This is a genomic window from Mesorhizobium sp. WSM4976 (assembly GCF_029625685.1).
Lineage (GTDB): Bacteria > Pseudomonadota > Alphaproteobacteria > Rhizobiales > Rhizobiaceae > Mesorhizobium.
The window spans coordinates 227,113-247,368 of the sequence record NZ_JARTVT010000008.1; the positions used below are offsets into that span (position 1 = coordinate 227,113).

General features: G+C 64.1%; 18 protein-coding genes. 8 read left to right on the forward strand and 10 right to left on the reverse strand.

The annotated features are described in order from the left end of the window. Positions 1-35: 35 nt before the first annotated feature. The 3 genes from P9272_RS12400 to P9272_RS12410 form a co-directional block, all read right to left on the reverse strand. Entirely contained in the window at positions 36-3,509 is a 3,474-nt protein-coding gene (locus tag P9272_RS12400; RefSeq protein ID WP_278160754.1) for an indolepyruvate ferredoxin oxidoreductase family protein, read from the reverse strand. 196 nt (positions 3,510-3,705) lie between these two features. Continuing rightward, on the reverse strand, positions 3,706-4,236 hold the full coding sequence (locus P9272_RS12405) for a hypothetical protein (RefSeq protein ID WP_278160755.1): 531 nt from the start codon (positions 4,234-4,236) through the stop codon (positions 3,706-3,708). After that, complete coding sequence (locus P9272_RS12410; RefSeq protein WP_278160756.1) at positions 4,229-4,837, reverse strand: CGNR zinc finger domain-containing protein; 609 nt, start codon at positions 4,835-4,837, stop codon at positions 4,229-4,231. Before P9272_RS12410 ends, P9272_RS12405 begins: the two co-directional genes overlap by 8 nt. Before the next feature lie 96 nt (positions 4,838-4,933). Here P9272_RS12410 and P9272_RS12415 point away from each other — a divergent pair, with 96 nt between their 5' ends. The 4 genes from P9272_RS12415 (at position 4,934) to P9272_RS12430 (ending at position 9,532) form a co-directional block, all read left to right on the forward strand. Continuing rightward, a complete protein-coding gene (locus tag P9272_RS12415) occupies positions 4,934-5,839 on the forward strand; it encodes a branched-chain amino acid ABC transporter permease (RefSeq protein ID WP_278160757.1) in 906 nt (301 codons plus the stop codon). A 265-nt stretch (positions 5,840-6,104) separates the two neighbouring features. Next, on the forward strand, positions 6,105-6,710 hold the full coding sequence (locus tag P9272_RS12420) for a TRAP transporter small permease subunit (RefSeq protein ID WP_128261303.1): 606 nt from the start codon (positions 6,105-6,107) through the stop codon (positions 6,708-6,710). After that, on the forward strand, positions 6,707-8,497 hold the full coding sequence (locus P9272_RS12425; protein WP_278160758.1) for a TRAP transporter large permease subunit: 1,791 nt from the start codon (positions 6,707-6,709) through the stop codon (positions 8,495-8,497). The genes P9272_RS12420 and P9272_RS12425 overlap by 4 nt, the downstream gene beginning before the upstream one ends. A gap of 9 nt (positions 8,498-8,506) precedes the next feature. Beyond that, a complete protein-coding gene (locus P9272_RS12430) occupies positions 8,507-9,532 on the forward strand; it encodes a zinc-dependent alcohol dehydrogenase family protein (protein WP_278160759.1) in 1,026 nt (341 codons plus the stop codon). 78 nt (positions 9,533-9,610) lie between these two features. Here the strand turns inward: P9272_RS12430 and P9272_RS12435 are convergent, their stop codons facing one another. Then, entirely contained in the window at positions 9,611-10,720 is a 1,110-nt protein-coding gene (locus tag P9272_RS12435) for a TRAP transporter substrate-binding protein (protein WP_278160760.1), read from the reverse strand. Positions 10,721-10,985: 265 nt separating this feature from the next. Between P9272_RS12435 and P9272_RS12440 the strand changes: the two genes are divergently transcribed. Further along, positions 10,986-11,759 (forward strand): gamma-glutamyl-gamma-aminobutyrate hydrolase family protein, encoded by a 774-nt coding sequence (locus P9272_RS12440; protein ID WP_278160761.1) that lies wholly within the window; start codon positions 10,986-10,988, stop codon positions 11,757-11,759. 27 nt (positions 11,760-11,786) lie between these two features. Here P9272_RS12440 and P9272_RS12445 read toward each other — a convergent pair whose 3' ends face one another. From P9272_RS12445 to P9272_RS12465, 5 genes are all read right to left on the reverse strand, one after another. Beyond that, positions 11,787-12,179, reverse strand: coding sequence for a hypothetical protein (locus tag P9272_RS12445; RefSeq protein ID WP_278160762.1), 393 nt, complete (start codon positions 12,177-12,179; stop codon positions 11,787-11,789). A gap of 119 nt (positions 12,180-12,298) precedes the next feature. Continuing rightward, positions 12,299-13,282: a 2-hydroxyacid dehydrogenase gene (locus tag P9272_RS12450; RefSeq protein WP_278160763.1), complete on the reverse strand. Its 984-nt coding sequence runs from the start codon at positions 13,280-13,282 to the stop codon at positions 12,299-12,301. Continuing rightward, positions 13,279-14,301 (reverse strand): LacI family DNA-binding transcriptional regulator, encoded by a 1,023-nt coding sequence (locus P9272_RS12455; protein ID WP_051334212.1) that lies wholly within the window; start codon positions 14,299-14,301, stop codon positions 13,279-13,281. The genes P9272_RS12450 and P9272_RS12455 overlap by 4 nt, the downstream gene beginning before the upstream one ends. A gap of 65 nt (positions 14,302-14,366) precedes the next feature. Continuing rightward, complete coding sequence (locus tag P9272_RS12460; protein ID WP_278160775.1) at positions 14,367-15,260, reverse strand: DMT family transporter; 894 nt, start codon at positions 15,258-15,260, stop codon at positions 14,367-14,369. Positions 15,261-15,429: 169 nt separating this feature from the next. Next, the gene (locus P9272_RS12465; RefSeq protein WP_128261309.1) at positions 15,430-15,837 is read right to left on the reverse strand and encodes a DUF2000 family protein; all 408 of its coding nucleotides are present in this window, start codon (positions 15,835-15,837) and stop codon (positions 15,430-15,432) included. A 47-nt stretch (positions 15,838-15,884) separates the two neighbouring features. On the opposite strand from P9272_RS12465, the gene P9272_RS12470 reads away from it, so the two are divergent. Continuing rightward, entirely contained in the window at positions 15,885-16,748 is an 864-nt protein-coding gene (locus tag P9272_RS12470) for an AraC family transcriptional regulator (protein ID WP_278160764.1), read from the forward strand. A 246-nt stretch (positions 16,749-16,994) separates the two neighbouring features. On the opposite strand, the gene P9272_RS12475 is transcribed toward P9272_RS12470, so the two are convergent. Further along, on the reverse strand, positions 16,995-17,468 hold the full coding sequence (locus P9272_RS12475) for a MarR family transcriptional regulator (protein ID WP_128261310.1): 474 nt from the start codon (positions 17,466-17,468) through the stop codon (positions 16,995-16,997). Between the two features lie 384 nt (positions 17,469-17,852). Between P9272_RS12475 and P9272_RS12480 the strand changes: the two genes are divergently transcribed. Both P9272_RS12480 and P9272_RS12485 read left to right on the forward strand, forming a co-directional pair. After that, positions 17,853-18,908, forward strand: a complete 1,056-nt coding sequence (locus P9272_RS12480; protein ID WP_278160765.1) for a GTP-binding protein — start codon at positions 17,853-17,855, stop codon at positions 18,906-18,908. A 239-nt stretch (positions 18,909-19,147) separates the two neighbouring features. Further along, on the forward strand, positions 19,148-20,122 hold the full coding sequence (locus tag P9272_RS12485; protein ID WP_278160766.1) for a WD40 repeat domain-containing protein: 975 nt from the start codon (positions 19,148-19,150) through the stop codon (positions 20,120-20,122). Positions 20,123-20,256 lie beyond the last annotated feature (134 nt).

Sequence of the window (20,256 nt, forward strand, 5' to 3'; positions counted from 1 at the left end):
GGGGATTCCGGGGGCGCCATCAAGGCCCGGCGCGATCACTCCGCCGCCCGAAGCGATGGCTCCGCGGGCGCTTGCATCAAACGCTCGATCAGCCGCGAGCGCTCGCCCGCCGCTTTGCTGGCGCCGGCCTGCCGGACATGGCCATAGCCGCGGATGAGAGCCGGCACGGAGGCAAGGGCTGTGGCGGCCTCGATCCGTCCCGGCGCCAGCGCGCCGACGATGAGGTCGAGATCGGCTTCGTATTCCCTCAATGCTTGCCGTTCCATGCGCCGCTCGGCCGTGTAGCCGAAAAGGTCCAACACGGTTCCGCGCAGGCCCTTCATCGCCGCCAGCAGCCGAAAGCCCTTCAACATCCACGGGCCGAAGCTCGATTTCCTGGGCTTGCCGTCATTGCCGCGGCGGCCGAGGATCGGCGGCGCCAGATGGAATTCAAGCTTTTCGTAGCTCTGGAACTGCTTGGCCAGGTCGGCGGCGAAAGTGCCGTCGGTGTAGAGCCGCGCCACCTCATACTCGTCCTTGATCGCCATCAGCTTGAAGAGGTTCCTGGCGATGGCCTCGGTCACCGCGGTCGAGCCCGGCACGGCCCTGGCTTCAGCGGCACGCAACGCCGCCACGCGGTCGGCGTAGCGCCTAGCGTAGGCGGCGTTCTGATAGGCGGTGAGGAAGGCGACGCGGCGAGCGATGACATCGTCCAGCGTCTCGGCCCGTTTTGGCGCCGGCTTGCCGGTTTGAGCGACAAGGCCACGCACGAAGTCGGGCTGATGCGCGGCACGGCGGCCCCAGCGGAAAGCCGCGATATTCATCGCCACCGCTTCGCCGTTCAATTCTATCGCCTTTTCAACGGCTTCGGCCGAAAGCGGCAGCCCGCCATGCTGGAAGGCGAAGCCCAGCATGAACATGTTGGCGCCGAGCGAATTGCCGAAGAGCGCGGTCGCCGTGCGGGTGGCGTCGAAGAAATGAGCCTTGTCGTCGCCGGCAGCCGCCCGGATCGCCTTCTTCAGCCGCTCGACCGGCAGCGAGAAGTCGGCGGAGCGGGTGAATTCTCCGGGCATGATCTCGGCAGTGTTGGCCAGGAAGATCGTGTGGCCCTCGCGCACCGCGCCCAGCACCTTCTTGGCGCCGGAGACGACGAGGTCGCAGCCGAGCACAAGGTCGGCCTTGCCGGCCGAAACGCGGATGGCGTGGATGTCCTCGGGTGTCGGGGCGATGCGGACATGGGTGAAGACCGAACCGCCCTTCTGGGCGAGGCCCGCCATGTCGATCATGCCGCAGCCCTTGCCCTCCAAATGCGCTGCCATGCCGAGCACCGCGCCGACGGTGACGACGCCGGTACCGCCGACGCCGTCGATGATCGCCGCCCAGCCCTGGTTGCCCATGCGGAATTCAGCCGGCGCGGGCACGCCATCCAGCGGATCGGCCTTGCCGGCAATGCCCTCGGCCTTCCTTATCTTGCCGCCATGCACGGTGACGAAAGACGGGCAGAAACCGTTGAGGCAGGAGAAATCCTTGTTGCAGCTCGACTGGTCGATGCGGCGCTTGCGGCCGAATTCGGTCTCGACCGGCTGGATCGAGACGCAGTTCGACTGCACCCCGCAATCGCCGCAGCCTTCGCAGACCAGCTCGTTGATGAAGACGCGCTTGTCCGGATCGGGGAAGGTGCCACGCTTGCGGCGGCGGCGCTTTTCCGCGGCGCAGGTCTGATCGTAGAGCAGCACCGAAACGCCCTTGACGTCGCGCAATTCGCGCTGGACGAGATCGAGATCGTCGCGGTGGTGGATTGTTACGCCGGCCGGGAAATCGGCCTTGCCGGTATACTTGCCGGGCTCGTCGGTGACGACGGCGATGCGGTCGACGCCCTCGGCGCGCACTTGTCTCGCGATCATGTCGACGGTCAGGCCGCCCTCATGCGGCTGGCCGCCGGTCATGGCGACGGCATCGTTGTAGAGGATCTTGTAGGTGATGTTGGCGTCGGAGGACAGCGCGAAGCGGATCGCCAGCACGCCGGAATGGTTGTAGGTGCCGTCGCCGAGATTCTGGAAGATATGCTCGCGCCTGGAAAACGGCGCCTGTCCGACCCATTGCGCGCCCTCGCCGCCCATGGCGGTGAAGCCGACGGTGTTCCTGTCCATCCACAGCGCCATGAAGTGGCAGCCGATGCCTGCGGCGGCCAGCGAGCCCTCCGGCACCTTGGTCGAGGAATTGTGCGGGCAGCCCGAGCAGAAGAAAGGAGTGCGCGAGCCGATGTCGACGGTGTCCGCCAGCATCGCCTGGAACTGGCGCAGCTTCGCCACCCGAGCGGCGATCTCCTCGGACGGGCCGATGGTGCGCAGGATCCGTTCGCCGAGCGCGATGGCGATCTCGTTCGGGTCGAGCGCGCCTTTGGCCGGAAACAGCCAGTCGCCGCGCTCGTCCTTCTTGCCGACGATCATCGGCTGCGTGGCGGTGCCGTAGAGGTTCTCGCGCAGTTGCACCTCGATCAGCGAGCGCTTTTCCTCGACGACGACGATGGTGTCGAGGCCGCGCGCGAACTCGGCGATATGCTGAAAATCGAGCGGCCATGGGCAGCCTACCTTGAACAGGCGGATGCCGATGCGGTTGGCGGCCGCCTCGTCGATGCCGATATCCTCCAGCGCCTGGCGGACGTCGAGATAGCTCTTGCCGATGGTGATGACGCCGAGCTTGGGATTGCGGCCGCCGGAATAGACGATGCGGTTCAGCCCATTGGCCTGGATGAAGGCCGAGGCGGCGGCGCGCTTATACTCATGCAGCCGCTCTTCCTGGCCGAGCATGTCGATCTCATGGCGGATGTTCAGGCCGCCCGGCGGCATGTCGAACTCAGGAATGACGATGCCCAGACGCTTGATCGAGGCGTCGACCGAGGCCGTCGATTCGATGTTGTCCTTGACGCATTTGATCGCCGCCCAGGTGCCGGCGAAGCGTGACATGGCAAAGCCGTAAAGGCCGTAGTCGATGATCTCCTGGACGCCGGCCGGATTGAGGATCGGCACCATGGTGTCGACGAAAAGGAACTCGGTGGCATGCGCATTGGTCGAGGATTCGGCCATGTGGTCGTCGCCCATCAGGGCAAGCACGCCGCCGTGCTTCGAGGAGCCGGCTAGATTGGCGTGGCGGAAGACGTCGCCGGACCGGTCTACCCCCGGCCCCTTGCCGTACCAGACCGAAAAGACGCCGTCATGCGTGCCTTCGCCCAGCAATTCGGTCTGCTGCGAACCCCAGCAGGCGGTGGCGGCAAGCTCCTCGTTGAGGCCCGGCTGAAAGACGATGTCGGATTGCGCGAGCTGCTTCTTCGCCCGCCACAGCTGCATGTCGAGGCCGCCCAAAGGCGAGCCGCGGTAGCCGGAAACGAACCCCGCTGTGTTGAGGCCGGCGCGGCGGTCGCGCTCGCGCTGCATCAGAAGCATGCGCACGACGGCCTGCGCGCCGGACAGGAAGACACGCTCCTTGCCAAGGTCGAACTTGTCGTCGAGCGCGACGTCGTGCAGCGTCATCAGGTATTTCCTCTGCGGAGGCAGCCCAAATCAGGCAGCCAACGTCGGAGTGGGACGCCGCAGTCTTTCGTCCCTTGGCGGTGAGGTCAAACAAAATCGCAGAGGCCAAATAACACGCAACAAACGGTCTGGCGAGTAGCAGGCGGCGCACGCAAAATCGTGCTAACCGTCTTGCGAGGAACAAAAATTTCGTGGCTCAGGTCGCTTTCGAGCAATCCGGCTTCGGCTCTCCCGGCAGCTTGCCATCCGGATGGCCGGCCAGATCGGAATTGAGCTCGTAGTTCGGTCCGATCACCAGTGGCCGGTCAGGCAGCATCGTCTGGTCCTCCGACGAGGTCATGGTGGTGTCGATACTCTGCAGCAAAGTGCCGCTCGAATCCTTGATGCGGATCGAGACTTTGTAAGGCTTGTCCTTGACCACGCAGGTGAGCGGCGGGCTGGTGAGCGTGATGTGCGGCAGTTTTGGCCAGATCTTCTGGTTGACGACAAGTGGGTCGCCGCCGGCTGGGTTCTGGAAGCTCACTACCGCGACCTGGCCGTCGAGCATCGGCCGCAGCGGCTTCAGCGTGATGACATAGGTGGCGATGGCCAGCCGGTAATTGAATTCGAACAGCTTGCCGGAAATGGCGAAGAGCTGCTCCTTGCCGCTGTCGCGGCAGGCGCCGAGCGCGATTGCGGCTACAAGGACGGCGCCGACCAAAGTCGAACGCGACAGTTTCTTAAGCATTGCTGACCTCCCTCGCCGCTGTACGGCGGCGGTAGTAACGATTTGCCTTCTGGCGGTTGCCGCAAACGGCCATGTCGCACCAAAGGCGGCTGCCGTTACGGCTGCGATCAACGAACAGCCAGCTGCAATTGGGACAGATTCTGAGCCTCGCCACCGTTTCGTCCCGCAACAGCGACAGCGCCGAGACGGCCAAAGCCGCCTCGAAAGCAATCGGCGTTCGCGGGTCGCCGAAAGGCTGGCCATGCGTCCCGATCTCGGTCTCGCTGCCCGACAGTCCGCTGGCGCAGGCCGTGAGAAAATCCGGCAGGTGGCTGATCGCGAGCGCACCGTTCGATACGGCATGGCGAAACAGGCGATCGGTCGCTTCGCGGATCGAGATGACGGTTGGCTTTATCTCGGCCGGCTCCGGCGCCTGCAGCCGCCGGCCGCCAAGCTCGGCGGCGCGAAAGCCGCTGGCCGCCTCGGCGAACCGGGCGATCTCCGCCGGATCGTCGAAACGGTCGAAAGTCTTCTCCGGATCGTTACGCAGCACGACGGTGTTCGCCGTATCGAGCGCAAGGATGCCGCCGGTGAAGCGGTGCGGTGTCCAAGAGACAGTCATGAATAGAAATCTAACCGATAAAACGCATTTGACAAGTTAGATTCCGAATGCAACGGTCCCAAGCAGGGTCGCGTCTTGCGGCCCGAAGGATGCCGCATGCTCTATTTCCTCCAGCAGGTGTTGAACGGGCTGCATTCGGGCGCGCTCTATGCGCTGCTCGCCTTCGGCTATGTGCTGACCAACGGCATTCTGCACCGCACTAATCTGGCTTACGGCGCGCTGTTCGCCTTCTGCGGCCAGACGATGATCCTGACCGCCGCCTTCGGCTATCAGGCGCTGTGGCTGACGCTGGCTGCCTCGGTGGCGCTCGGCGTCGCCGCGGCCTTGCTCTACGCCGCGCTGATCAGCCACGTCCTGTCGCGCAGCGTGTTTGAGAGGCTCGCCGACCGCTCGCCCAACGCCATCGTGGTGACGACGCTCGGGATCTTGATCTTCCTGTCGGAGGCCAGCCGCATCGCCGCCGACACGCATGATCTCTGGCTGCCGCCGATGCTCGCCGATCCCGTCATTTTCGCCGAGGGTGAAGGGTTCAAGGTCACGCTCACCGTCATCCAGCTGCTCGACTGCACGGGTGTCGTCGCGCTGGTGGCGCTGGCGGCCTGGCTGTTTTCGCATTCGCGCTTCGGCCGCGCCTGGCGTGCCGTCTCCGACGATCCGAAAGCAGCGGCGATGTGCGGGGTCGATGTTCGCGCGGTGTTCCGCCTCGCCGTGCTGTTCGGTGGTTTCTGCGCGGCCCTGGCCGGCGTGCTTGCCGGCCTCTATTACGGCAATGTCTCCTTCGGCACCGGGCTGGTCTACGGCCTGAAGATCCTGTTTGTGACGGCGGTCGGCGGCTATCTGTCGCCGCTTCGGGCGGCCCTTGGCGCAGCGGCCTTCGGCATGGCCGAATCGCTCTGGGCGGGCTATTTCCCGCTCGAATGGCGCGACGCCTGGATCTATCTCTTCCTCGTCGCCATGCTGGTGCTGATCGGCGCCGGGCGCGATCAGGCCAAGATCGCCTAAAGCGCGTCGCGATCTTTCAGATTCGCTCCATACGCTTTAGGTTTAACCGGTTCCCACTTTTGGGAGACATGCTTTAAGCATCCCAGACTTTGGTTGCATGACGTTCCGTCAAGCGGCGACGTTCCGGCATGGTTCGGTGCGCCGATCTGTTCGACAGGGCTTTGTCATGTTGACCTGCCGGACCACGCACTGCATACCGTTGGGCCAAGGCGACGCGACACCGGAGGGGGAATCGGGCGCATCGCAAGGTACAGGGAGGATATGCATGGCAGGGCTGCTCGCTCTATCCAGAACGATCGACCGCATCAACGAGTTCATCGGCCGCTGGGTGTCATGGCTGATCCTGCTCGCGATCCTGGTGAGCGCCGGCAATGCCGTCATCCGCAAGGTGTTCGACACCTCCTCCAATGCCTGGCTTGAGCTCCAATGGTATCTGTTCGGCGCCGCCTTCATGCTGGCCGCCGCCTACACGCTGAAGCAGAACGACCATATCCGCATCGACATCGTCTACGGCATGTTCCCGCGGCGGGTGCAGCACTGGATCGACCTCTTCGGCCATCTCTTGTTCCTGATGCCGTTCGTCGTGCTGATGGTGATCTATTTCGTGCCCTATGTGTCGCTGTCCTTCCGCAGCGGCGAGATGTCGACCAATGCCGGCGGGCTGATCGTCTGGCCGGCCAAGGCGATCCTGCTCGTCGGCTTCTTCCTGCTCGCGCTGCAAGGGGTTTCCGAGATCATCAAGAAAATCGCCATCATGCGCGGCGACATGGACGATCCCAATCCCTTCATATCGGCGCATGAGCAGGCCAGGCTCGAGGCGGAGGCGCTGGCCGAGGAAGCCAAAGCCATCGCGGGCGAGGCCCGCCCATGATCGAGTTCATCGCGCAGAACATGGCGCCGATCATGTTCGCCTCGCTGATCATCTTCCTGTTGATCGGCTACCCCGCCGCCTTCTCGCTCGCCGCCAACGGCCTGCTGTTCTTCTTCATCGGCGTGCTGGTCTCGCCCTATTCCGGCGGGTCGATCAACCTCGCCTGGCCGCTGCTGCACGCGCTGCCCGACAATTTCTACGGCACCAGGGTGATGTCAAACGACACGCTCCTGGCGATACCCTTCTTCACTTTCATGGGCATCGTTCTCGAGCGCTCAGGCATGGCCGAGGACCTCCTCGACACGATCGGCCAGTTGTTCGGGCCGATCCGCGGCGGCCTTGCCTATGCGGTCATCGTCGTCGGCGCTCTGTTGGCCGCAACGACCGGCGTGGTGGCGGCCTCGGTCATTGCCATGGGGCTGATATCACTGCCGATCATGCTGCGCTACGGCTATGACCGCAGGGTTGCATCCGGCGTCATTGCGGCGTCCGGCACACTTGCACAGATCATCCCGCCCTCGCTGGTGCTGATCGTGCTTGCCGACCAACTCGGGCGCTCGGTCGGCGACATGTATGCCGGCGCGTTGATCCCGGGCATCGTGCTGACCGGAATCTACATGCTCTACATTCTGATCATGTCGATCGTCCGGCCGAACGCGATGCCGGCGCTGCCGCTCGAAGCCCGAACGCTCGGTCACGGCGTGCTGTCGCTGTTCGTGGCGCTTCTGATCACCGGCGCGATCTCCTATGGCGCCTATCGCTATCTTGCGCCGACGCAGGGCGACAATGCCGACATCCTCGGCTTCGCCGTCGGCGTCATCGCCATCTATATCGTCGCCGTTGTCGACCAGCGGCTGCGCATCAACATGATGTCCAAGCTGGCGCAGCAGGTGGTGATCGTGCTGATCCCGCCGCTGGCGCTGATCTTCCTGGTGCTGGGCACAATCTTCCTCGGCATCGCCACGCCGACCGAGGGCGGCGCGATGGGCTCCGTCGGAGCATTGATCATGGCGGCAGGCAAGGGGAGACTGTCGCTCGAGGTCGTCAAACAAGCGCTCGCCTCGACGACCAGGCTTTCCTCCTTCGTGCTGTTCATCCTGATCGGCGCGCGCGTCTTCTCGCTGACCTTCTACGGCGTCAACGGCCACATCTGGGTCGAACATTTGTTGACCTCGCTGCCCGGCGGCGAGACGGGCTTCCTGATAGGCGTCAACATCCTGGTGTTCGTGCTTGCCTTCTTCCTCGATTTCTTCGAGCTCGCCTTCATCATCGTGCCGCTGCTGGCGCCAGCCGCGGACAAGCTCGGCATCGACCTGATCTGGTTCGGCGTGCTGCTTGGCGTCAACATGCAGACCAGCTTCATGCATCCGCCCTTCGGCTTCGCGCTGTTCTACCTGCGCTCGGTCGCGGCCCGCGTGCCGTATCTCGACAGGATCACCGGCAAGCAGATCGCGCCGGTGACGACGGGGCAGATCTATTGGGGCGCCGTGCCGTTCGTCTGCATCCAGGTGATCATGATCGGGCTCACCATCGCCTTCCCGCAAATGGTCATGCGCTACAAGGGAGCGGCGGTGGAGCCCAGCACCATCGACCTCAAGCTGCCCGACATGCCTTCGCTGTCGCCGCTCGGCACCCCGCCCGCCAACAACGGCGCGGCCCCCGCCAATGGCGGCGCGCCGGCGGCGCCCGGCACTCCTGACCTGTCGCAGCCGCCGAGCTTCGGCGACGCGCCGGCCAAGCCGGCGGCACCGGCGCCCGACCTCTCACAGCCACCCAAATTCAACTGAGGTAATCCCATGAGAGCCGTGCGGCTGGAGGCGGTAGGCAAGATCGCGCTGCGCGAGGTTCCCAAACCCGTTCCCGGGCCTGAGGACATTCTCGTCAAGATCGAGGCCTGCGGCGTCTGCGGCACCGACCGGCACCTTTTCCATGGCGAGTTTCCGTGCACGCCGCCGGTGACGCTCGGCCATGAATTCTCCGGCATCGTGGAAGCCGTCGGCCCGGGGGTGTCGGGCATTACCGTGGGCGACCGCGTCACCGGCGACCCCAACATCGCCTGCGGGCGCTGCGCCCACTGCCATGCCGGCCGCGTCAACCTGTGCAGCAATCTCAGCGCCATCGGCATCCACCGCGAGGGCGGCTTCGCCGACTATGTGCTGATGCCGCACAAGCAGGCTTTCCGGCTCCCCGCGGATCTCAAGCCGGCGCATGGCGCCTTCTGCGAACCGCTCGCCTGCTGCCTGCACGGCGTGGACCTTGCCGCAATACGGCCGGGCGCGTCGGTCGTGGTGCTTGGCGGCGGCGTCATCGGCCTGCTCGTCGTGCAGTTGGCGAAGCTCGCCGGTGCTGCAACCATCATCCTGTCGACCAGACAGGCCTCCCGCCGAGCGCTTGCCGAGGAGCTCGGCGCGACCGCGACGATCGATCCAAGCACCGGCGACCCGATCGCGGCCGTCGCCGGGCCGAAGGGCCTGGCGCCCGGCGGCGTCGACGTGGTGCTGGAGTGTGCCGGCGTGCGCGACACGGTGGAGCAATCGATGCGCATGGCGAAAGCCGGCGGCACGGTCGTCATCGTCGGCGTGGTGCCGCAAGGCATGAAGGTGGAAATCGAGCCGTTCGATCTATTGTTTCGCGAACTGAAGGTGCTCGGTTCCTTTCTCAATCCGTTCACGCATGGCCGGGCGGCGCAGTTGATTGCCACCGGCGCTATCGAGGTCGACAGGCTGATCTCGAGGCAAGTCAGCCTGGAGGAGGCACCGCAAGTGATCGCCAATCCACCAGCGCCGGGCGAAGTCAAGGTGCTGGTGGTGCCAGGCCGCTGACACGCGATCGGCCAACCTGGAATTTAAAGGCCCCAGAGCGAACCGGGGCCTTCCAGATCAAGCCAATCGCCTTATTTCCTACAGCTTGCCGTTGCGCTGCTGCACCATCATGAAGGTGTCGTAATTGTATTCGGCGACCTGGGCCCACAGGTAGTGTTCCTTGCGGAAGGCCTTGATGGATTCCCAAATCTTCTTGAACGGCGCGTTGTTGGATTCCATCTCAGCATAGACCTCGTTGGCCTTCTCGAAACAGGCAGCCATGATCTCCTGGCTGAATGGCCTGAGCTTCGCCCCGCTGGCCACCAAGCGCCGCACCGCCGGCGGATTCACATAATCGTATTTCTGCAGCATGTTCGCGTCCACGGCCTGCGCCGCGGTGCGCACCAGCGATTTGTAAGTCGGCGACAGCTCTTCATACTTGGCCTTGTTGAACAGCAGGTGGACGGTAGGGCCGCCTTCCCACCAGCCGGGATAGTAGTAGTAGGGGGCGACTTTGTAGAAGCCGAGCTTCTCATCGTCATAGGGGCCGACCCATTCGGCGGCGTCGATCGTGCCTTTTTCGAGCGCCGGGTAGATGTCGCCGCCGGCGATCTGCTGAGGCACCACGCCCAGCCTCTCGATGACCTTGCCGGCAAAGCCGCCGATGCGCATCTTTAGGCCCTTCAAATCGGCGACGTTGTTGATTTCCTTACGGAACCAGCCGCCCATCTGAACGCCGGTGTTGCCACCCGGCAGGCCAAACAGACCCTGCGCCCCGAGGAATTCGTTGAACAGGTCGATCCCGCCGCCATGGTAGTGCCAGGCGTTCATGCCGCGAGCATTGAGCGAGAAGGGCACGGCCGCGCCCAACGCCCAGGCGGGATCCTTGCCCCAGTAATAATATGCCACGGTGTGAGCCGCTTCGACCGTACCGGCAGCAGTGGCGTCGGCCGCCTGCAGGCCGGGCACCAGCTCGCCCGCAGCGAAGACCTGGATCTGGAAATTACCGTCGGTCGCTTCCGAAAGCATCTTGGAGAAGACCTCGGCGCCGGCATAGATCGTGTCGAGCGACTTCGGGAAGGACGACGCCAGCCGCCAAGTCACTTTCGGATTGGACTGGGCAATTGCCGGTGTGGCGAGCGCCGCGGCCGCTGCGGCGGCTCCCACGCCGGACGCGCCGGCCTTGCGAATGAATGAACGACGATCCATGCAGTTTCCTCCCTTGCGGATCAGCTGACCGATGCCGGACATACTCGCTGTCCGGATCGGTTTGGGGGGAGAACATACACGGGCAAGAAGTCGAGTCCAGCGCCGCGGGCCAGCTTGACGCCCATTCAGCTATCATCTGCAACTATAGTCTAACGCTCTCTTTCTGGCCTATGCGAGGCGGCCAAACTTGCCATGGAAAAGCCGTGACGGATCGCTTATTTTGTAAGCAGAACAATTCCTTGGCCTCATGGAAACCAAACCCAAAATGAAGCAGCCGCTCGTCGCAGTCTCAACCGACGTCCGCCAGTTCGACAACTACACCTGGCACGCCGCGCCCCAGCAATATCTGGAAGCCGCGGTCACGGGCGCCGGCGTGTTCCCGCTGCTGGTTCCGTCCTTCGGCGACCGGCTCGACCTCGACGAATTGCTGTCGGCGGTCGACGGCGTCATGCTGACAGGCTCGAAATCCAATGTGCATCCCTCGCTTTATGACGGCGACCCGAGCGAGGCCAACGGTCCGTACGATCTGGCACGCGATGCCACGACGCTGCCGCTGATCCGCAAGGCGCTCGAGCGCGGCGTGCCGGTGCTTGCCATCTGCCGCGGTATCCAGGAGCTGAACGTGGCGCTGGGCGGCACGCTGGGCACCGAGATCCAGGAGCGCGAAGGCTCGCTCGACCATCGCGCGCCGGTGAGCGACAATCAGGACGAGCGCTTCGCTATCCATCAGACGATCTCGATCAAGCCGGGCAGTTGCCTTGCAGGCGTGTTCGGGGCCGGCGATATCAAAGTCAACTCCCTGCACCGGCAGGGGATCGACCGGCTCGGCTCGAGACTGCAAATCGAGGCTTTGGCCACCGACGGCACGATCGAAGCGGTCTCCGTCAAGGATGCGCGGGCCTTCGCGGTCGGCGTGCAGTGGCACCCCGAATACTGGGTGAAGTCGGACAGCAATTCCGCCAAGATCTTTCGCGCTTTCGGCGATGCCGTGCGGCTGCACGCGGCGGCAAAGGCGGGCGTGCGCGCCGCGGCGGAATAATCCGCCGTTCCCTGGACTAGGTTGAGCTCAGTTGCTGCTGTCGTCGTTCAACGCCAGAAGCGGCGCGGACGGCGCGTAGGATTCATAGCCGTCGCCATCGGCAACGCCGAAGGTGACGATCGGGTCGATGCCGTTCTCACTGAAGGCAACCGAGCCGTCCGCCTGCTCGCGCCAGAACTTCACGCGTTCGATGCCCGGCATCAGCTTGCCGCAATCCGGGGCGATCTCGAGTCGCGACAGGCCGTTCGAGACCGCGGCGCCCCGCCGCACGGCGCAGGCAGCTTCGTCGCCATTGGCCGTCAATCGATAGGTGCTTGAGGAGACTGTGTCGACAGCGGTGCTCTGACTCTGGTCGTCATACAGGACATGCGCGCCCCCGAACAAGGCAACCGACACAACCAACCCCGCAACCAGCTTCACGCCGCTTCTCCATACTCGATCAAGTATGGAAAATGATTTCAAAGGGTTAATCGAGAGTTAATGTGCTACCAAGGCATTAACATGTGTGGCGAAAGCGCCGACGTTCCTGGACGGCTGCTTTAGCCGCCCGCCTTGACGTTGATCGTCTCCGGCACGGGCGTCAGCGGCCGGCGCTCGGTGAACCAGGCGACGAGGTTGTCGACGCAGAGATCGGCCATGGCGCGGCGGGTGTGCTCCGACGCCGAGCCGACATGCGGCAGAAGCGAGGCATTGGCAGCGTCGAGCAGGGTCCGCGGCACGTTCGGTTCGTCGGCAAAGACGTCGAGCCCTGCGGCGGCGATGGTACCGCTCTTCAGGGCGGCGGCCAGCGCTGCCTCGTCGACCGCCGAGCCGCGGCCGATGTTGACGAAGACGCCGTTCGAACCCAGCGCCGACAAGATTTCGGCATTGATCGCCTTTTCGGTGGAGGCGCCGCCCGGGGCAATGCAGATCAGCGTGTCGACGGCCTCGGCAAGGCCTTTCAAAGTGGCATGATAGTCGTAAGCCAGGCCTTCGACCTTGCGGCGGTTGTGATAGGCGATCGGCAGGCCGAAGGCTTCAAGGCGGCGGGCGACGGCTCGGCCGATGCGGCCCATGCCGAAAATGCCGACGCTCCGGCCGCGCAAGGTAAGCCGGCTCAGGCGATAATTGCCCTTTTTCACCCAGTCGCCGTCGCGCAGCCATTTCTCGGCGGCGTAGAGCTCGCGCACAGTGTTGATCAAAAGGCCGATGGCGGTATCGGCGACCTCCTCGGTCAAAACATCGGGCGTGTTGGTGACCATCACGCCGCGCTTCGCCGCATGATTGGCGTCGACCGAGTCATAGCCGACGCCGAAGCTGGCGATGATCTCGAGATCGGGCAGCGCGTCGATCATCGCAGCGTTGATGCCCGCGTAAGAGGCGATGCCGCGCACCGTGGCGCGCGTCTCTTCCGTGACCAGTCCAGGGTCGGCGCGTTCGATGCGCACAAGCTTAAACGCCTTGTCTATGCGGCTGACGGCATGGTCGTTGAAATCGCCCGGCACCAGAATGGCGACCGGCAATTTTCCTTCTGCACTGGTCATGCGCGCTCCACGGGCTTGCCGGTCGATTGCCGCACATGCAGTTCCGGCTTGATCAGCTCTTGCGAGGGCCGCACCGCCTGCCCGTTCAGTTTGTCGAGCAAGGCGCTTGCGGCGCGGCGGCCGACTTCGCGCTGGCCGTTCCAGACCGTGGTCAGCGCCGGCGTCGCAATCGCCGCCTCCTCGAGATCGTCATAGCCGGTGACCGAGATATCGACGCCGGGCACGAGGCCGGCGCGCGCTATGCCGTTCATCAGCCCGATCGCGACTAGGTCATTCCAGCAGCAAGCGGCGGTGGGCTTGTCCTTCAGCGCCAGAAACTGCCCAGCGGCTTCGAACCCCGCCTGCTTGGTGCGGGGGCCGGGAATGCGCCAGGACGGCTTCACCTCCAGGCCGGCCGCCTCCATCGCGTTGAGATAGCCCTGGTAACGGTCGCGGCCGGTCGAGGTCTGATCGGTGCCGCCGACCATGGCGATGCGCTTGTGGCCGAGCGAGATCAGATGATTGGTGGCAAGTGCGGTGCCATAGGCGTCGTCGCCGCGAAACACCGGCACATCGGCGCCGGCGACGGTGCGCGCGATCAGCACTGCCGGCAGGCCGTTTTCCTCGGCCATGATGATGTCTTCGGCCGGCGTGCCGATTGCCGGCGACATGATGACGCCGTCGGCGCCGAGCTGCAGCAGCGTGTCGATGAAGGTGCGCTGCTTTTCGAGCTGATCGTAATGGTTGGAGAGAATGAAGGTCTGACGGCTGCGGTCGAGCTCGCTTTCGATCGAGCGCAGGATCTCGGCGAAGAACGGATTCATGATGTCGTGCACGACGACGCCGACGATGCCGGAGCGCGAGGTGCGCAGCGAGGCGGCGCGGCGGTTGTAGATATATCCGATGGCGCGCGCGTGCTCCTTGATGCGCTCACGCGTGGCGCCGGCCACCAGCGGGCTATCGCGCAGCGCCAGCGATACGGTCGCCGTGGAGACGCCGAGCGCATCCGCGATTGTCGAAAGCTTGATCTTCTGTGCCAGCGCCCTTCGCTCCCCAGGGTCTTTAAACTGTTTAAATCGGCCTTATGCCATCGATCGGGGGCAAATCAAAGTTTTTTCGCCAGCGCCTCGGCCTCGGTGTCGAGCGAGGCGGAGTTGCGCACGCGAAGCCGGTGCTCGCGGTGGATGATGTAGAGGCCGCTGGCAACGATGATGGCAGCACCAAGCAACGTCCAGCGGTCGGGGAACTGGTGGAAGATCAACCAGCCGGAAATGATCATCCACACCATTTGCGAATAAGGGAAAGGCGCCAGTTGCGTTGTGGTCGCCAGACGATAGGCCCGGACCAGCAGATAGTGGCCGCCGGCGCCGAAGACGCCCAGCATCAGGACGACGAACCATTGAAAGCCGCCATGGGGCAGCGCTGGCGACAGTAAGAGCATTGGAGCCAGCAGCACCGAAGGCGCCAGTGCCGAGAACAGTATCAGGCTCTCCGATGTTTCGGTTGAAGACATGCGCCGCGTCATGATGACATAGAAGCTGTTCGACAGCATCGAGCCGAGCGCGAAGAGATGGCCGATGCCGAACACGCCCACGCCCGGGCGGGTGATGATCAGGACACCGACAAAGCCGGTGAGGATCGCCAGCCAGCGCCGCCAGCCGGCCCATTCGCCGAGCAGCGGCCCGGCAAGGGCGGTGATGACCATCGGGCCGAAGAAATAGATCGACGTCGTCTCGGCCAGTTGCAGCGTCTTCAGCGCCAGGATGTTGAACATGGTCGAGCCGAAGAGCATGCAGCCGCGCAATATATGCGCCGGCAGGTCGTTGGCGCGAAAGCGCGCCGGCTCGCGCCAGCCGCGCAGGAAGACACCGACGAGCAAGACGTGAACGGTGAAGCGGGCCCAGGCGACGATCAGCGCCGAGACGCCGGCAAGCACCAGATATTTGCTGGAGGTGTCGAGAAAGGTGAAGCAGACATAGACGCAAAGCATCAGAAGCATCGCCACGGGCGGCGTTGCGCTGTCGTCTTGGGTTCGGGAAACAGACAAATTCAGGCCGAGAGGAAGCAAAGGCGGGGGCCCCACCTTTGCGGTAATCAAAGCTTGCCGGCAAGCCAATTGTCCGGTGTGGCCGGACCAAAAGCGGCCACTGCAACAACGGCCCGCCCGTTCAGCCGTGCATGCGGGCGCCCTTGGTGATCTTGTCGACCAGCTTCTTTTCAGCGCGCAACGCAACCCCGACGACCTTGGCGTCGTCCGGCGCGAATTCGGCGAAGACGGCGCGGTTGGCGGCGTCGTGGCCGGTCGAAAACATCTCCTCGACATAGGCGGATGTCGTGACGCCGCGCTCCAATGACCGGCGATGGATCGTGCCCAGCGTCGCCGCGTCGCCCGACAGGACGATGACCGGTTGGATCGACATCGGATTGTAGGGGTTGCCGGCACGGTCGCGATAGGGTTCGCCGATGATTTCGGGGAACTGCGCGACGATGCCGCTGGTGAGGAAGGCGGTGACGTTGAGCTTCTGCCAGACAGGCAGATCTTCCCTCAGAACGATTGCAATTTTCGTATCAAACACCAAGATTGAGACTCCGAGGTTGGCCCATGACGGGGCGGAACAGGGCGATGGCGCAGGCTCTAGGCGCAGAGGCGAGGCAAGGTCTTGAACGTTCGTGCGCGGACACGGCCAATGGCGATCGCATCGTTGCGGCGCCTGGCGGGCTGGGCCTCGAACGCATTGAGGCGCGTTTCCAAGGCAACGCCTTCGAGCCGCACCGGCACGACACCTATGCCATCGGCGTGACACTCAACGGCGTGCAGCGCTTTCATTATCGCGGGGCGCTGCAACACAGCCTGCCCGGCCAGGCGATCGTGCTGCATCCGGACGAATTGCATGATGGCGGCGCCGGCACGGAAGACGGACTGCGCTACCGGATTCTCTATCTGGAGCCGTCCCTGCTGCTCGACTGCCTCGACGGCGAGCCGCTGCCTTTTGTCCGTGACGCGGTGGTCGATGATCCGGCGCTGCGGGACACGCTGTTATCGGCACTAACGCCGCTGGACGAAGAGCTCGGAGACCTGTTCGTAGCGGATTTCGTCGCGCAGCTGGCGCAACAGCTGAGACGCCACGCCGGAAAGCCGGCGAAGTCAACGGGCAAGACCGCATGGCGCGCGGCGGTACTTGCTCGCGACTATCTTGCGGAGAATGCCGAACGGCCGGTGCGCTCCGACGAGCTCGAGGCCGTTACCGGCCTCGACCGCTACGCGCTGTCGCGCCATTTTCGCGCCACCTATTCGACCAGCCCGCATCGCTTCCTGTTGATGCGCCGGCTGCAAAGGGCGCGGCGCATGATCGCGGACGGAGAACCGCTGGCGGAGATCGCCGCCGGCGCCGGCTTCAGCGACCAGAGCCATTTCCACCGCCATTTCAAGAAGGCGTTCGGCTTGACGCCGGGGCGTTGGGCGGCGCTGGTGAGGCGCGACGCGTAGCGTCGTCGCTCAGGCACGATCCGTAGGCGCGATGCGCAGCATCGTCGCTCAACCGCGAAACGTCCCATGGTGGCGCTCAGGCGCGGCGTGCGCCGTCGTCGCCCTTTTCGCTAAGCTGTTGATGTTTGGATGGCACGTGAAGCGACGATGCTGCGCATCGCGCTTGAGTCGGTCGAGACGACGCTTACGCGCGTCGCTCGTTAACGGGAACGCCGCGCGGTTGAGCGACGACGCTGCGCGTCGCGCTTACGCCTCATCCATCTCCGCGTCGTCGTCGATCAGGACCAGATCTTCGTTCGAGAGATTCGCCTCGATACGGGCGAGCAGCTTGAACAGCGCCTTCTGGTCCTTCTTGTCGAGGCCTTTCAGCGCCTGCTTCTCGGTCTTCTTGACCGACTTCTCAATCGCGCGGATGGTTTCGCGGCCGGATTCGGTGAGGAAGATATGGGCCTGGCGGGCATCCGCGTTGGAGGCGCGCTTTTCCAGGAAACCCTGCGCCTGCAACCGGTTGATGGTCTTTGTGATGGTCGGCGGGCGCACGCCGAGCTTGCCGGCGAGGTTGCCGGGGGTCTGGCCGTCCTCGCGATCGAGCGCCAGCATGATCTGGTCCTGGCCGGCGTAGAAACCATGCGCCAGAAGCCGTGCCGCGAGCGCCGTGCGCGCCAGCCTTGCCGCCGAATGCAGCCGGCTCATTGTCGCTGTCTTGTCCGCCTTGGCCATGGCCATTCCCTCTTCGGCCGAACCGGCGTGGGCAGCATAGAGGCTGCGCAACGGTTGGCAAATGACGATCTCTAAGAAACCGGCTTGCGGAACGCTTTGCCGGCAAGCATTGCGGTGCCCGCGCAGGTGATGCCAGATGTTTATTTCAGTTAGATGACAAACGACTTTTGAGGCGCGGAGATTCACAGCGGCAAACTGGAAATGCCATTGGGAGCTGCCGTGACTCCCCGTTGATCGGCCTCGACCGCAGCCAAATCCCTCCTCACCGCCATCCCAGTCAGAGGGTCCGCTGGTCCATCGGTTTGATGCGTGCAAAAGCGCGACGCCCGTCCTATATGAGGCCGACAATCCAGATTTTTCGAGGCCAAGATTTCGAGGCAAGCCATGAGCGACGCACAGACGCAGATCCCCGTAACCGTTCTCACCGGCTATCTCGGCGCGGGCAAGACGACGCTACTCAACCGCATCCTGTCGGAAAACCACGGCAAGCGATACGCCGTCATCGTCAACGAGTTCGGCGAGATCGGCATCGACAACGACCTGATCGTGGAATCCGACGAGGAAATCTACGAGATGAACAATGGCTGCGTGTGCTGCACGGTGCGCGGCGACCTGATCCGTGTCGTCGAGGGCCTGATGCGCCGGCCCGGCCGCTTCGATGCCATCGTCGTGGAGACCACCGGACTCGCCGACCCGGTACCGGTGGCGCAGACCTTCTTCATGGACGACGACGTGCGCACCAAGACCAAGCTCGACGCGGTGGTGGCACTGGTCGACGCCAAGCACCTGCCGCTGCGCTTGAAGGATTCCAAGGAAGCCGAGGACCAGATTGCCTTCGCCGACGTGGTGGTGCTGAACAAGACCGATCTGGTCACACCGGAAGAGCTCGAAAGAGTCGAGGCGACCATCCGCGCCATCAATCCGGCGGCAAAAATCCATCGCACGCAGCGGTCCGGCGTGGCGCTCAACGAAGTGCTCGACCGCGGCGCCTTCGATCTGTCGCGCGCACTGGAGAACGATCCGCATTTCCTCGAGGCGCATGACCATGATCACGACCATGAATGCGGCCCGGACTGCGACCACGACCACCATCATCACGACGGTCACGATCATCATCACCATCATGCCTCCGACATCCATGACGTGACGGTGAAGTCGGTGTCGCTGCGCGGCGGCGAGATGGACCCCAAGAAGTTCTTCCCTTGGATCGAGAAGGTGACCCAGATGGAAGGGCCGAACATCCTGCGGCTTAAGGGCATCATCGCGCTGAAGGGCGACGAGGACCGCTACGTGCTGCAAGGCGTGCACATGATCCTCGAGGGCGACCACCAGCGCGCCTGGAAGGATGGCGAAAAGCACGAGAGCCGACTGGTCTTCATCGGCCGAGATCTCGACGCGGAGCGGTTGCGCAAAAGTTTTGAAGCCTGCCAGGCGGCTTGATTTCCTGACTTTCAGGCGCTAGCGCTGCCCGTTCTTCCCTTCTCCCCTTGTGGGAGAAGGTGGCCTCGCGAAGCGAGGTCGGATGAGGGGTGCTCCAGCTTGGCGATGACGGCGATCCGTCCAACACCCCTCATCCGTCTTGGCGCTGCGCGCCAATCCACCTTCTCCCACAAGGGGAGAAGGCGAGGTCGCACCTAGCCGCACCGGCTTTGTGCAAAGAAGCCGAATGGACCGCCCCCATGCCCACAGTCGCCCCGCTTGATCTCGAAGGCCATTGCGTCGCCGCCGTCTTCCTCAACGACGTGCCGCATTTCGCTCTGGCCGATGGCGCGATCCATCGCCTGGACAATGGGCAGAAGACGGTTCAGGCCAATGACGGGCTGCTTGCCGCCTTTCATGATGCGGCCAACGACCGGCTGATCACCGGCGGTGAGGACGGCAAGGTGTTTGCCGTGAAGACCGGCGGCGAGGTGAGCGAACTGGCGAGCGCCGGCAGGAAGTGGATCACCAGCGTCGCCGCCGGACCGCAGGGCGCGATCGCCTACGCCTCCGGCAAGACCGCTTTCGTGCGTTTCGCCGACGGCAAGATCAAGGAATTCATCCACCCGCGCTCGGTAGAAGGGCTCGCCTTCTCCCCCAAGGGCATGCGTTTCGCCGTCGCCCGCTACAATGGCGCGACGCTGCATTTCCCGGCGGCCGAAGGCAAGCCGGTGGAGCTCGAATGGGCCGGCGCCCATACCGGCATCACCTTTTCACCGGATGGCGCTTTCCTCATCACCACCATGCAGGAAAACGCGCTGCATGGCTGGAAGCTTGCTGACGGCAAGCACATGCGCATGAGCGGTTATCCCGGCAAGGTGAAGAGCCTGTCCTGGAGCATGAAGGGCAAATGGCTGGCGAGCTCGGGCGCGCCGGCGGCGATCGTCTGGCCCTTCGCCAGCAAGGATGGCCCGATGGGCAAGGCGCCGCTGGAGCTCGGCACGCGCGGCAACACGATGGTGACCTGCGTCGCCTGCCATCCGAGCCAGGACGTGGTGGCCATCGGCTACGAGGACGGCATGGTGATCGCGGCGCGCTTCGCCGACGCCAAGGAAGTGCTGCTGCGCCGCCCCGGCAAGGGCGCCATCACGTCGATGATGTGGGACAAGGAAGAGCGCCGCATCGTCTTCGGCAGCGCCGCCGGCGATTGCGGCGTCATCGATATTACTGCGTAAGGGAGTAGGGGAGTAAGGCAGTAGGGGAGTAGGGAACGACCGCGGTTGAGCGCCTCTCCCTACTGCCCTACTGCCCTACTGCCCTACTGCCCTACTGCCCTACTGCCCTACTGCCCTACTGCCCTACTGCCCTA